Here is a 14,069-nt window from a genome sequence, read left to right as displayed (position 1 = left end):
CCACACGTCTCTACGTTTTAATATTCCTAAATCACATCGGCTCCTTATTATTATTATTCATCTTAAACTCACTGGTAGATGGATAGATAGTAATCCAGAACTCCTTTGTTTCTCCGCTCAGTACTTTGGTATCAACCTGGTCTTTTCCGTTGTTGGCAATCAGTCCAAAGATTAAATCCTGTTTTACAGGTACTTTAGAGATATTCTTGTACACCAATCGATACTCTCCGTAACCGATCTTTTTGGTAAACTCAGGTAGGTGGTTGTTTGTATTAAAGCTATTGCCATAGACCGGATGCAAACCACTGATAGTATTTTTACAATAACACACCAGTTCTCCTGATTTGGTATAAAGCCAGTATTCGCAATAACTGTTAGCTACGCCTTTATCGACCCCTACATAGGTAACGGGCATCATAACCACACTGTGCGAGGGAAAATCGAAATTAATATCAGGTGGCGTAACCGCATAAAAATTAAAAATATGCTGCCCTGAATCATTATGTATTACAGCCGTTGTCAGGGTATCTATCGGAACTGCCAGTTCATCATTGTTTCTGACAGGCGGTTTGATAGTTGGTTTATCAGCAACTCTGGCGGCTTGTTGCTCGCTTGCATACTCAAAAACGGCAGGAGCAGGAACAACATTGGTACAGGCAACAGCAGCTATCCCGACGAGGGAATAAATAAGGCTTTTCTTGATTACTTTACTCACAATCTTTTTTAGGGGTATAAAGGCCAAACAAAAATGGTTAACGACCTCTCACGAGTTTAATTTCACAGCCCAATTATTTTCTTCATATAGTCCAATAGTTCAACCGGATTCTTATAAAATAAACAAGGGTGTAAAAATCGCTTTTACACCCTTGACTGTTACTCTAATAAAAAGGTTGGACTACCTGAATTATTTTTCTGTACTCAACCAGTCTTTTCTTACTTTTAACTGTGTCTCTGTTGGGGTATCAACCAATTTCAATACATTTTTCTCGGTTACATCTACTACCATAGCAGGAGAAGACAATTTAATAATTTCTTCTTTACCTTCGCTGTTTTTACGGGCTACTTCCATAGTTACCATATCCCCCTCTTTGGTATTGTTGTTATATTCGTCCAGAATATGTTGAGCTTTCTGAATATCAAATGGCTGACCATTCAATGATACAATTTCGTCATTCAACTGATACCCCATTTTCTTACCAAACTCATTGATTTTGCTCACGTTACCAATTTTGATACGTTTGGTTGTGGCATTAAATCCTAAGCTGATACCTCCGAGGCTGATTTTCTTGATAGTAGCCTCAGGCAAGTACTCAACACCAACCAATTGCAGCGTTTCGCTCAAAGGCAATGGCTCTGGTCCATCTACATATTTTGCAAAGAAATCACCGATTTCAGGGTATGTCAAAGATGTAATTTTATCGAACAATTCGTTGTCTTTGAATGATTGTGATTTACCGTAAGTCTTAGCCAGATCACGCATCAGGTTTTGTGTACCATACTTACCTCCTGATAACTGACGCAGTTTGATGTCCAGACACAGGCCAATCAAGGCACCTTTATTATATACATTCATATACTGGTTTTTGTATTTATCCAATACGCCCAGACTCATTTCAGTAAATGGCAACTTATCGTTCATCATTTTCATGGTTGTCATTTTCTGGCGCAACATATCCAGATACTGCGGCATTTCTATCAGACCATATTTTATCTGCATATGTCCGGCAGCATATTCTGTAAGTCCTTCATACAACCATAAGTGTTTCGACATCTTAGGTTTATTATAATCAAAATCACCGATTTCTTCAGAGTGAATGCTCAAAGGCGTAAGGATATGGAAAAACTCGTGCGAAGCTACATCTTTCACCGTTTGCGAAAGCTCTTTAGAGGTAGCCTCAGGCAGATAGTAGAACGATGAATAAGAATGTTCTAAAGCCCCATAACTCATCAGATTCGGATTATCAGACAAGACAATCAAGAAGGCATATTTCTGAATAGGTAATTTACCCCCTAAATACTCTTTCTGTGCATTCAGCAGAGAATTAATATTAGCAGCAATTTCTTTAGAGTTAGCCTCTTTGTTTGGTGAGAATACCGACACTAAAATATCGGCACCACCGATTTTCAAAACCGTTGTGTCTGGTTGCGTATAAAGGATTGGCGCATCAGATAAATCCATGTAATTATCTGCCTGAAATACATCTTTTGTAGCTGAGGTAGAAGCAAAGTTCATTGAGGTAGCTCCATAAAAACCAGAAGGCTTGGTAAATGACACCTGATAAGGCACTTTTTTCATACCATCAAAATATCCAAAGAAACAGAAAGTATTTACTGCATATTTCTTGTTGACATCAATATCACTTCCGGCAGGTTCAAAGATTTTCTCTCCTTTAATTTCAGGCGAATCCCAGGTATCATCTACTTTATAAGTGATTTTGTTAAGGCTCTGGGCATTTTTAATAGTCCAGCTATTCACATCGGCCTTATCGACCGATAATAATTCGCCTTTAGCATTGTAAGCTTTGAAGTCTGATACATAACGACCAAAATCGTAATTGGCATAGGTACCCGGTACGATTTTAGGCAGGAAATAGGTTATTTCTTCAGTACTGATTTTCGGGGCAATCAGCGTAACCTCTAATTTATCGTTTTCAACCTTAGTTAAATCAACAGAGAATTGATAGAGATTATCTTTTTGCGTGGAAGATGTACTCACAGATGCTTTTCTGGTACAAGCCGTCATTACGGCCATAGTCAGAAGCATATACGCTATTTTTTTCATAAATATTTGATTATAGTTTGTTAAAATAAAACTCACTTGGTTCATAAAAACGTGCAAAGTTACCAATTCGTATGAGACTATGAAATAGACCGAAGGAACAAAAGGTATTAAAGGACTATCTTCATCGATAACGACAGCGAATAGAATTCGCCGCCTAAAGAAACAAATGAACAATTTTTGTATTTAAAGCAGACTTAAGTCTGCTTATACATGTAAAACAAACCTTTGTTATCTTAGACAGTGAATTCTATTCGCTGTCTATCTGGAGAGGCCCTTTTTTAACATCAATTAACATCCTTCCCCTCTTCTAATTTCTTAATCATAGCTTCTACACTGTTTTTATTCAAATCATCAGGGGCTTGTGTCAGGGCTGCTTTCATGTGTTCCAGTGCTTTTTTGTAATCTCCTGCGGCCGAGTATCCTCTACCTAAACCAACATTGGTAGTAAATTGATTCGGGTTTTTATGATAATTGGTTTTAAAAACCTTCAGTGCCTCCTGTGGCTGTTTCATACCCAGTAACCGACGGCCATACTGGTGTAGCTCTATCATGTTTCCCATCGGCACTGCCTCATCCATTACTGCTTTGGCTTCTGCTGATTTATTCAGTTTAGCCAATACGGCTGCTTTCGTACTCAGGGTCTGAAAATTCTTTTCTCCTACAAAACGAGCCGTAATGGCTTCATCGGCCCAGAGAAGTGCCTGTTCTAATTCTATGTTATTTTGCAGACAATAATTAGCCGCCTGCACAAAAGACTGCCATTTAAAACCTGGCTTGGTGTGCAATTCGTTTCTGAAAGAAGCCAGTTGAATTTTGTGTATATCGGCTTCTACTTTAAAGGGTATCATGCGTTTTTCCCATAGTAAGGCAATAATAGCCGAATTTTCTGTCTGGTTCATAAACTCATATCTCAACCATTCTACACTTTTATCTAAAGGCTGGCTTTTTACATTTACACGCAGGGCATCTTGCGCAGGGTCATAATAAAAACTTCCCCACGAATTATTGGCCTTTGAGAAAATCAGGGTATTATCAGTTTCGCCTAAAATGATATGGAAACCATAAGTACCTGCCGCTAAATGCTGACCTTCTATTTTTACATCGTTTGAGAAACGGATAGTAGTGTTTTCGTTAGCACCTGCACGCCACGGAGAAGCCTTGCTTGTACCAAAGCCTAAATCAACCAGGCCATAGTGTGCTACGGGAGTACCCCATATTTTGCCTTCACGTCCTTTAACTCCCGGACGTCCATAGGTAATGGTTATATTAGCTATACCAATTTGTTCTGATACTGTCGCTTTTTTGTTTCCTCCATCAGGCGCAGCAGTCAGGTCGCCCTGGGCGTAGGTTATCAAGCCTGCCAATAGCATGGCAAAAGTCATTAAAACAGTCTTTTTCATGATTTTGAGATTGTTGATTAAATAATAGTTATGATACAGTTTTGTATTGAAGTTATTCAGGATTTGAACAAGGACGGCAATTAACTAAAAAAAAATATGTGGACGCTCACCCATTTTTGGGGATATTTCGTTGATAATAAGCAAATACACCTTTTTTACACTTCAAATTCACCTTTCGGCCTTAATTTCTACATAAAAACTTTATTTTTGCCAATCTTAAACGATATAGTTATGGTAGTAGACTTTTCGATTGTCGATGTATTCGCTGAACAGAAATATCAGGGGAATCAATTAGCTGTTTTTCATCATGCCAATGGCTTGACTGATGAACAGATGTTGCGCATTGCCCGTGAAATCGGTTTTCAGGAATCAACCTTTATCATGTCTGATAAAACCGTTGAGGGAGCTTATGATGTCAGAATATTTACGCCCGAATACGAAGTACCTTTTGCCGGACATCCAACGCTGGGAACAGCCTTTGTTTTAATGAAAGAGTCAGATACAGCCATAACGCTGAATCTGAAAATAGGAAAAGTACCTGTAAATGTAGCAAACGAAACACTTTGGCTCGAAATCAACAATCCGACTTTTGGTGAAACCTTTGGTACTGACCTAGCACGGTTATTAGGTATTCAACCGGAAGATATAGACGAAACATGGCCTATACAATTGGTTTCAACCGGACTGCCTTATCTGATTGTTCCGGTAAAAACTTTAAGAGCAGTACAGGAAGTCTATTTAGAAGATGTGGCGGTAAAAGAATGGTTGACAGAAAACAAATTGTATAAAACCAATTCATCTGATGGACTGACCGTTGCCTTCTTTGTTTTCACCGACGAAACACATGCCCAAGTAAATCATTTACATGCCCGTATGTTTTGCCTGGAAAACGATAAAATAGTAGAAGATGCCGCCACCGGAAGTGCCAATGCCTGTTTACTGGCCTATCTGCTTAAACATGAACTACCGATGATTCATAAACTGGTAGAACAGGGTTATGAAATGAAACGCCCTTCGCTGATTAATATCAAAGGCGAATTAAATCAGGAAGGTAACTATACACTTCAGGTAGGTGGCAAAGTACAATTGGTAGCACAAGGAAAATGGTTTGTGTAGATGTAAAATTTTACGATTTTTGTATTACCTAAGCACGCTTAACCATTTAACCTACGCCTTATGGCTAAAAACACATTCAGAAGCAAAACCCCACCTCCTGCAAAAGTATCGCATAACCCTGCCAAATCCCGATTAGCGTCTATTTGGGTCAGGCTCAGGCGTACATTTATCAGGTTCGTTATATTTTTCTTTACCTCCTCCATCGGGGCTGTTATTCTCTTCAAATTTGTACCCATACCATTTACAGTTACCATGCTCTCAAGAAAAATTGAGGCCATCTATGAAAAGAAAGACAGTGAGATTTATTACGACTGGACATCTTATGACAAAATATCAAAAGAAGCACCTTTAGCTGTAGTAGCTGCTGAAGACCAGCTTTTCCCGGAACACTATGGATTTGATTTTAAGTCGATGAATCTGGCTTATAAACGTAACCTGAAAGGCAAGAAAATCAGGGGTGCCAGTACCATTTCTCAACAGGTAGCCAAAAATGTTTTTTTGTGGCAAACCCGTAGTTATATCAGAAAAGCCATTGAGGTTTATTTTACAGTGCTGATAGAATTGATATGGGGGAAACAACGAATTTTAGAGGTATATCTTAATGTGGCCGAAATGGGAGATATGACCTTTGGTGTGGAAGAAGCCTCTAAACGCTATTATGGAAAATCTGCCATTAACCTGACCCGTGACCAGGCAGCCCGTATAGCGGCCGTATTGCCAAGCCCCAGAAAATGGTCTATCTCTAAACCGGGGCCTTATGTAGTGCGCCGCACCGGGCAAATCTCCCGACAGATGCGTGCTTTGGGCGGGCCTGCGTATCTGAGTGGGTTGAGGAGGTTTTGATTTTTTTCTCGCAAAGTCGGAATGCCCCACCACCGATAGGATAGGAATAATGTTTCCAAAACTTACTAAGTGCAAGAACATCAACCTATTGTTTTTTGCATAGAATGCTATTACAAATTGTATGAAAAACCAATAAAAAAACCATTACTATCATGCGAAGGATTTCGTTCAACACCACTTGTATTGCCATTTGAAATATGCAGGTGGCGGACACCTGCTAACAAATAAGTTTTAGAAGTTATATTCACTTCTGACCCTAATCCATATTTAGTAATGCCATTTAGCCTTGTACCCAGGCGTGAATCCCGATCATTTGAGGTCGGAAACTCATCAAAGAAATAAACCAATCCACCACCCGATTCAAAATAAAGTCGCCATTCAGGTCGGTTGAGCGCATAGAACCGAGCAAATGGTTTAATAGCTAATCCTGTGCTGTTATTAAATTTATCTCTCGGAAATACCAGCTCAAAATCTGCTCCAATAGAAAGCCATTTACGCAACATAAAATTAATACCTGTATTGTTTTGTGGTATGAAGGTCTGTGGATATTTATATCCCCATGAAAATCCCGATTCATTATAAATACTAAATCTGTCTTTAAGATCAGTTTTTTTTTTTGGTAAGCAAAACAGAAGCTCCTACCACTACTGCGGGCACAAAAAATGCCATAGAAGTATGGAGATTGAGCGGACGAAAGCCCAATGGATTTTGGTACCATTCATCTTGATAAGCATATTGGGCAAATGTTACATTTACATACAACAGCGTAAGCAATGCAGTATATTTCAGGCGTCTGGCATTCATTGCATGTAGGAAAATTTACGCAAAAAGCGACTTTAATTTTGAAATATCTTTCAGAATCATATTTTTGGAATGATAATTATTGTTGTTTCAGAGAGCACTACCTAAATAGCCAATAAATTAAACCCGTTTATTGATTTGCGCATAGTACCTTCGCAAAAAACGTAAAAACATCATTTCAGCCCTGCTTCCAAATCATTAATTTTCTTCATATCTAATTTGCCCAGCGTAGCATATTTTTTTGCTTCGGCTAATTCTTTTTTAGCGGCAGCTATATCGCCTTTTCTTTGTTGTAGTCTGGTAGATTGGTAATAGTATTCAGTAATCTGGTTATTGTCTTTTAGCAGAGGTCTGCCTTGTTTCAGGTATTTTTCTGCCTGAGGCACATAGGTATTGTCGGTTGTAATATCTAATACAAAAGATGCAATAAACGTGAGGGCGGCACCATTGGTGGCTAATTTTCTGGCAAAATTATCTATTACTCCCATTGCCTGTCCTGTATTTCCCTCTCTTACCAACGCTTTTGCTTCCAGTTGCCAGGTAGCGCCTTCGGCATATTGCCCAAAGCCCACCTTATTCATATACTCTTTAATCTTGTTGATTTTGGCAGAAGAATACGTTTGTCCTCTCAGACTGTATAGTGAGTTCTGTATAATCACTCCATAGACATTCTGTTCTCCTCCCGGGTGTCCTCCGGCAGTTTCATAATTTTTGGCTTCTTCTACATGTTCGAGCCAATACTTGGCAAAGCCATTGTCAATATCTTCTACTACCTTTTTGGTAATAGCCCAACTGATAGGGCTGTTTAAATCTTCTTTCGGGAAAGCCTCATATACCGCACGGGCTACAGGTAAATTGGTAGCAGTATCTTTGGTAACACGGCTATAATAGGCATAACTGATTAAGAAATTCAGGTCTCTTTCTCCGGCTTCATAGCGTCTTTTATAACTTGACGACCTTTTGTCGGGGTCAAGTGCTGTTTTTCCTATGGCAATCACACCATCTTCTTTGGGCTCACCTGCTTCTGCCTGATGTACCAGATTGGTATTAGGGTCGAAGAACAGAAACAACGGAAAATTAGGGAGGTGTATGTTCTTACTGTTCAGAAATTTTACCTGCTCTGCTTTCTCTCCATTGAGTTTATAATTGATAAAATTCTTGTTATAAAACTCTCCTACCTTTGCCGACTTTAAGATAGGCTCAAAGCTCATACATACCGGACAGGTAGGCAGGTAACACTCTACATAAACGAGCTTGTTAGCAGCCTTTGCTTTTTTAAAGGCAGTCTCAATATCTGTTTCCCAGATAATTCCCTGAGCAAAAGTAAAGTGAGTGAATAAGACACAGAAAAATAATAAATATGTTTTCTTCATAGAATGATTCATTAAAAAAACAAAGTAAAGAAGAAAACTGATTGAGTCAAAAACATTAACAATTCCTTAAGTATTTTTTTGCATGGCAAATGAAATTGTGGGGCAAACTTCCAGTTCGCAGTGCGACGAACTGGAAGTTCGCGCCACAATTCTTTGCTAATTACACCCTTTTATCTCCGCCTTAAATACACTTCGGGAATCGGCTACAAAGCCTGGTTTCAGTAAAATTGATTTCCCTGCCTCAAACGTAACTATCGGAGCAGGTGAAAAATCAGGATCACCGATTTTCTTATTCGATTCTATGCTATTGACGGCTTTTACCTGCTCGGTACCTGTGCTGATATTTGTACTTACCACTACGGCCGAAGTAGCTACGGTTACATCAACCGATGCAAAACCTCCGGTACTACATTGCGCCAGATAAGTAATACTGGTTACTGGTTTAACAGTAATTACGGTGCCTGTCGGGCTACCTGACCCACCTGACCAAGTAATAATTCCGCTACAACCTGTAGCTGTAAGCGTAACCGATTTATCAGGACAGATAACAGGTTTTTCGGGAGTAATTGTAATAAAGTTTTTACCACCACAATTGTTTCCTGCGGTAATAGTAATACTTTTTTCAGGGCCTTTGCAACCTGTATTAGACTCACACCAACCTTTGTAAGTACCCGGTTCGGTTACAGTTCTTGTGCTTTTATAATAGCCTGTCAGCGCATTACTGTTAGAGGCTGTCGAATTATTCCAGTAGAAGCTATCAGTTATATTCGGACACTGGGCATTTAATACAACCGTATTACCTTTGCAGATAGTGGCGTTATCGGCTTTAATACCCGGTTGTTCAGGTATTGGATTGACAGTAACTGTAAATACAGCAGAGGAATCGCTATTACAACCATCATAAGAGGCTAACACCTTATAATGCGCCGTGGTGGTTGGAGCAACAGTACGAGATAAACCTGTGTATCCACCCGACCAATGGAAAGTAGATAAGGGATTATTGGTAGATGCAGCAATTACTAAGGTTATATTTTCTCCGGCACAAATTGCATTTCTGCCTGCAATTACAGGTACTACCGGCTTTGGCTTTACGGTTACTGCATGAGTAGCCACTCTGCTACTATTACATATTCCGTTCACACAAGCGGCATAATAGGTAATATTTGCTGTTGGGCTCTGGCTGAGGTTGTTACCTGTGCCTACAATGGTAGTGCCTGTTGATGAATTATACCAGGTGATTGTACCCAAAGAGCAACTGGCTGTCAGGCTCACGGTTTCGCCACTACAAGTGGTTGTTTTATTGACTGATACGTTGGTTGGTGTACCCGGTTGTTGAGTTACTACTACCTCAGCAGTAGCCACACTTTCACTGGAACAAGCATCGTTTGAGCATAAGGCATGGTAAGTAGTGTTCATCTTAGGCTTATAGGTAAAGGCAGTATCTGAGCCCATACTGGTTTTGTACCATCTTAAAGTTCCGATTGAACAGGTACCTGATAAGGTGATAGTCTCTCCATTACAGATAGCTGTTTTGCTGACTGAAACGCCTGTTGGCTTGACTGGTTGTGGATAAACCACTATCTTGTTCATGGCTACTCTTGCGCTCTTGCAATTACCATTTTCGCAGGAAACATAGTAGGTTGTTGTAGTGGCAGGTTGAGGAGCAAAGTAATCTCCAGTTCCTAACACTGTTCCTCCGGTAGATGAGTTATACCAGGTTTGAATACCTGTAGCACAAGAGGCGGTCATATAAATGCCAGTACCTACACAAATCTGCGTACCACCCTGATATAAACCAGTCGGGATACCCGGTTGCCCGGTTACTGTTACTGTATCGGTTGGCAGGTAGTCACTTATACATGTACCATTCATACAATAGGCATAATAGATACTTGTTTCAGCGGGTGTATAAGTTGGAACAAGGTCGTATTGCTCTACTCCTCCTGCTGTGTAAGCTCGTATCCATTGTATGTTCCCTATAGAACATGAACCTGTTAAAGTAACACTATCACCCGAACAGATAGCTGTTTTATTCACAGATAATCCAGTAGGATTTACAGGTCTTGTATAAAATACGATTTCCTGCATGGCTACTCTTTCACTACTACAATAGGCGGTTTCGCAAGCGGCATAAAAAGTAGTAGTTTTATTTATAGAAATATAAACGGTCTCTCCCTCGTATGCAGGTGTAGTAGCCGTTGCAGCCTCGTACCATTTAAGTGTTCCGGTAGTACAAGAGCCACTTAGACTATTAGATATTCCACTACAAACCGTTGTTGACCATTGTGAAAGATTGGTCGGTTTAACAGGTGTTGGTCTTACGGTTACCTCTGTTGTGGCTATTATTTCGCTTACACAATTAATATTTACACAAGCGGCATAGTAGGTTATGGCAGAAGTTGGGTTATGGTCAAAATTACTGCCTGTACCCAAAGCTGTACCGCCAGTAGCTGAACTATACCAGCTGGGTTCTCCTATGCTACAACTGGCCGTTAAAGTAACAGGTTCTCCGGCACAGATAATGGATTTATCGACAGCCACATTAGTTGGATTAATGGGCTGAGTGGTAACAGTTACTATACTGGTAGCTACCAGATTCGTTTCACAATCTCCATTAAAACAACTCGCATAATAAGTATGGGTATCTGTTGGCGTAAGCATAAGGTTATTGCCTGTGCCAATGCTGGTATCCCCTGCCGAATCGTTATACCATGTAAGGGTACCAATAGCACAGGTAGCCGTCAGCGTAATGCTTGCACCAGTACAAATATCCGTTTTATTTACTGAAACACCAGTTGGTAAAGATGGCATAGTAGTTACAACTACTTCATCGGTAAGTATTCTGGTACTTTCACAAATTCCATTTATACACATGGCATAATACCTTGAAGTAGTTGATGGAGTCTGGGTAATAATTGACCCCATCTCAAGAAACACATCCTCTTCTCCACCTACTCTACACCAGGCAACCTCTCCTATTGAACAGTAAGCCGATAAGGTAATAGTCATACCGCTGCAAATAGCGGTCAGGCTTGCCGAAACATCGGCTGGCTTAACGGGTTGCTCTATTACAGTTACCGTACCCGCAAATACTCTTTCACTTTTGCAGTCTATATTTTCGCAAGCCACATAATACGATGTAGTCATGCCCGGAACTTCTCCCCAGTTATCACCCATACCAACGCTTGTTGTCTCAAATTCACCCTTATACCACACAATGCTGCCAATATCACAGGTAGCCCGTAAACTGATGAATTCAAAGGAGCAAACCTTAGTGGCACTAAGCGAAATTCCTGTGGGGTTGGTGGGTTGTTGAGTTACTTCTACTGACCCTGCTAATACTCTATCACTTTGACAATCGCCATTTTCACAGGCCGCATAGTAAAAGGCAGATTCTAAAGGGGATAGTTGCAGCTTAGCTCCTAAACCAACAGCACTTCCTCCGCTTAATTGTGTGTACCATTTGACTGTGCCAATCGGGCAGGTAGCAGTTAACTCAATGCTTGTGCCAGTACAGATACTGGCTTTATCAATTGATACTTCTGTTGGAGTAGATGGCACTGTGGTAACCACCACTTCGTCAGTAGCTATTCTGTTGGTGCTGTTCATTCCATATTCACAGGCAGCATAATAAGTATGCGTACTTGTAGGAGAAAGCACCAAAGGTGAACTTGTACCGATACTACTACCTCCGGTGGCACTTGTATACCAATTTAAGTTCCCTTCTGCACAAGTGGCTGAAAGCCAAATCTCAGTACCGCTACAAATAGCCGTTTCGCTCGCTGATACATCAGTAGGAGCAATTAATGTAGGCGTTTTTAAAAAGAAACCGCCAAAACCTGTGGTTGCGAAACTGACCTCCCATCGGCTGGCCGTACTATTCCAGAAAATATCCGTATCGTCAGGATTAATTGTACTTGTGCCTTCTGTATAAGTATCGGGTAAGCCCGTTTCGCTCGAGCCTTCCATTTGTTCTATCATTACATTACTGATACCTGCAACATCTGTGCTATTGTCAGGTAATTTCAGTCTGCTACTTCCAACTGCATTATTATACTCATCGAAATCGGCTTGTGTAAAATATAAAGTTACTTTACCAGTAGCATTATAGGGAGCGGAGACCGGATAAATTTCATAATGACGCTTGACATAGCTATCGTTGGCAGTTTCTATCCATACTTTATTGCTGATATTGCCACTAACAGGGTTCTCGCCCGTAGACTCAACCATTGCAATCAGATTATTAAATACATCGCAATGACAGGTGGTGGTAGCAGGTGAGTTTTGCAGTTGACTATTATAGACAACTGCCTTGCTACGGTCAGTTACAATAGTATTGGCAGAAGTACAGGTTCCTAAAGTCCATAATTCTGAATTATATTCAACCTCATCTACTTTACTATTTGCCAGAAAATACAGTTTCCCATTTACATTAGCCGGAGCATACAAAGTCGATGAACCCATATAGCCCTCATAAATGTCTTTTACCAGTGTTGTTCCGGCAGTAGTGCCATCACTTTTCCACAATTCCGACCCATTAGATGAGTTATTTGCCCAAAAATACAGCGTTCCATTTAAGTTAATCAAATTCACAATAAACGACCCACCCGTACCCGGATAAATATCTTTTACCAATGCTGTTCCTGTTGGAGTACCATCACTTTTCCACAATTCCCGGCCATTAGTGCCATCATCAGCCGTAAAAAATACAGTACCGCTTACATTAATAAGGCTTTGCGGATTAGTCCATGAACCACCGGCTACAATGTCTTTTACTTGTATTGTTCCCTGTTCAGTACCATCACTTTTCCATAGTTCTCTTCCATAAGTCGGGTGGGTAGCCGTAAAGTAGGCCGTACTTCCTACGCTGATTATCTGAGTAATAGCTGAACCGGTAGCACCAGAATAAATATCTTTTAATAAATGTGTTCCGGCGGGTGTGCCATCACTCTTCCATAACTCTTTACCATTTAATCCATCATCTACCGTAAAAAGTAAAGTACCATTGATATCAGTAAGATTGGATAAATCAGCAGTGCCGGAAAACTGCTTTAATAGGGTTGTGCCGCCTGTAGTACCATCGCTTTTCCATAACTCCATGAAACCATTATAAGAAGCTCTGAAATAGAGTGTTCCGTTTACATTAGTCATATACAAAATAAACGAATCATATATTCCGGGATTAACATCTTTTACCAAGACAGTACCACTGGCAGTACCATCAGTTTTCCATAACTCAGTACCATAAGCGGTAGTTGTTCCTTTAAAAAATAAAGTTCCGTTTACATCGGCAATACTGCCTCCCAACCTTACATTGGTTGATACCTCGACTGTCCCTTCCGGCGTACCATCACTTTTCCACAATCTGGTGCCATTTGAACCACTGGTTCTAAAATAAAGCATTCCGTTTACATTAGTTAAATTGCCTATCTCAGCACTACCCCCTCCCGGATTAATATCTTTCACCATATAGGTTCCTGCTGTGGTACCATCGCTCCGCCATAATTCATTACCATAGGTATAATCTGCATCATAAGCCGTGAAGTATAAAATTCCATTTACATTGATTAGGTTATCCGGAGTTGCTGAGCCTTGCACATTTAAGTATTTAACTATATAGGGCAATTGTGCAGAACTGAGCTTTGCCAGACATAAAAATAAAGCTAAAAAAAGGCTGTGTTTACGAGTAAAAAACTGTTTCATAAGAAGGCTTACTATCTGTTTTTTTGTGGTAGATGATTCACTTATGGCAGT

The 14,069-nt window shown here is 40.2% G+C and carries 9 protein-coding genes; 2 read left to right on the top strand and 7 right to left on the bottom strand.

Features of this window, described 5'->3' with window-relative positions; all coding sequences use genetic code 11:
* Positions 1 to 31: 31 nt before the first annotated feature.
* The 3 genes from EWM59_RS05930 to EWM59_RS05920 all read right to left on the bottom strand — a co-directional run bounded on the left by EWM59_RS05930 (position 32) and on the right by EWM59_RS05920 (position 4,182).
* Complete coding sequence (locus EWM59_RS05930; protein ID WP_130020022.1) at positions 32 to 715, bottom strand: hypothetical protein; 684 nt, start codon at positions 713 to 715, stop codon at positions 32 to 34.
* Positions 716 to 904: 189 nt separating this feature from the next.
* Positions 905 to 2,782 carry a M61 family metallopeptidase gene (locus EWM59_RS05925; RefSeq protein WP_130020021.1) on the bottom strand — a complete coding sequence of 626 codons (1,878 nt, stop codon included), beginning with the start codon at positions 2,780 to 2,782 and terminating at the stop codon, positions 905 to 907.
* Positions 2,783 to 3,066: 284 nt separating this feature from the next.
* Positions 3,067 to 4,182, bottom strand: a complete 1,116-nt coding sequence (locus tag EWM59_RS05920) for a DUF2911 domain-containing protein (RefSeq protein ID WP_130020020.1) — start codon at positions 4,180 to 4,182, stop codon at positions 3,067 to 3,069.
* Between the two features lie 231 nt (positions 4,183 to 4,413).
* Here EWM59_RS05920 and EWM59_RS05915 point away from each other — a divergent pair, with 231 nt between their 5' ends.
* Both EWM59_RS05915 and mtgA read left to right on the top strand, forming a co-directional pair.
* Positions 4,414 to 5,298, top strand: a complete 885-nt coding sequence (locus EWM59_RS05915) for a PhzF family protein (RefSeq protein WP_165372112.1) — start codon at positions 4,414 to 4,416, stop codon at positions 5,296 to 5,298.
* 60 nt (positions 5,299 to 5,358) lie between these two features.
* On the top strand, positions 5,359 to 6,141 hold the full coding sequence (gene mtgA / locus EWM59_RS05910; RefSeq protein ID WP_130020018.1) for a monofunctional biosynthetic peptidoglycan transglycosylase: 783 nt from the start codon (positions 5,359 to 5,361) through the stop codon (positions 6,139 to 6,141).
* 110 nt (positions 6,142 to 6,251) lie between these two features.
* Here the strand turns inward: mtgA and EWM59_RS05905 are convergent, their stop codons facing one another.
* The 4 genes from EWM59_RS05905 to EWM59_RS05890 form a co-directional block, all read right to left on the bottom strand.
* Positions 6,252 to 6,644, bottom strand: a complete 393-nt coding sequence (locus EWM59_RS05905; RefSeq protein WP_130020017.1) for an acyloxyacyl hydrolase — start codon at positions 6,642 to 6,644, stop codon at positions 6,252 to 6,254.
* Between the two features lie 100 nt (positions 6,645 to 6,744).
* Positions 6,745 to 6,945, bottom strand: coding sequence for a hypothetical protein (locus EWM59_RS05900; RefSeq protein WP_130020016.1), 201 nt, complete (start codon positions 6,943 to 6,945; stop codon positions 6,745 to 6,747).
* Between the two features lie 170 nt (positions 6,946 to 7,115).
* Positions 7,116 to 8,315 (bottom strand): TlpA family protein disulfide reductase, encoded by a 1,200-nt coding sequence (locus EWM59_RS05895; protein ID WP_130020015.1) that lies wholly within the window; start codon positions 8,313 to 8,315, stop codon positions 7,116 to 7,118.
* A gap of 156 nt (positions 8,316 to 8,471) precedes the next feature.
* Positions 8,472 to 14,018: an ELWxxDGT repeat protein gene (locus EWM59_RS05890; RefSeq protein ID WP_130020014.1), complete on the bottom strand. Its 5,547-nt coding sequence runs from the start codon at positions 14,016 to 14,018 to the stop codon at positions 8,472 to 8,474.
* Positions 14,019 to 14,069: the final 51 nt, after the last annotated feature.

Origin of the sequence: Emticicia agri, from assembly GCF_004168285.1 — a bacterium.
Taxonomy (GTDB): Bacteria; Bacteroidota; Bacteroidia; order Cytophagales; family Spirosomataceae; genus Emticicia; species Emticicia agri.
This window is presented reverse-complemented; position numbering and strand designations above follow the sequence as displayed.

Bases quoted from the DNA above. Each gene is read 5' to 3' on its own strand.
- EWM59_RS05925 (WP_130020021.1), bottom strand. From the start codon at position 2,782: ATGAAAAAAATAGCGTATATGCTTCTGACTATGGCCGTAATGACGGCT.
- EWM59_RS05920 (WP_130020020.1), bottom strand. From the start codon at position 4,182: ATGAAAAAGACTGTTTTAATGACTTTTGCCATGCTATTGGCAGGCTTG.
- EWM59_RS05915 (WP_165372112.1), top strand. From the start codon at position 4,414: ATGGTAGTAGACTTTTCGATTGTCGATGTATTCGCTGAACAGAAATAT.
- mtgA (WP_130020018.1), top strand. From the start codon at position 5,359: ATGGCTAAAAACACATTCAGAAGCAAAACCCCACCTCCTGCAAAAGTA.
- EWM59_RS05905 (WP_130020017.1), bottom strand. From the start codon at position 6,644: ATGTTGCGTAAATGGCTTTCTATTGGAGCAGATTTTGAGCTGGTATTT.
- EWM59_RS05900 (WP_130020016.1), bottom strand. From the start codon at position 6,945: ATGAATGCCAGACGCCTGAAATATACTGCATTGCTTACGCTGTTGTAT.
- EWM59_RS05895 (WP_130020015.1), bottom strand. From the start codon at position 8,315: ATGAAGAAAACATATTTATTATTTTTCTGTGTCTTATTCACTCACTTT.
- EWM59_RS05890 (WP_130020014.1), bottom strand. From the start codon at position 14,018: ATGAAACAGTTTTTTACTCGTAAACACAGCCTTTTTTTAGCTTTATTT.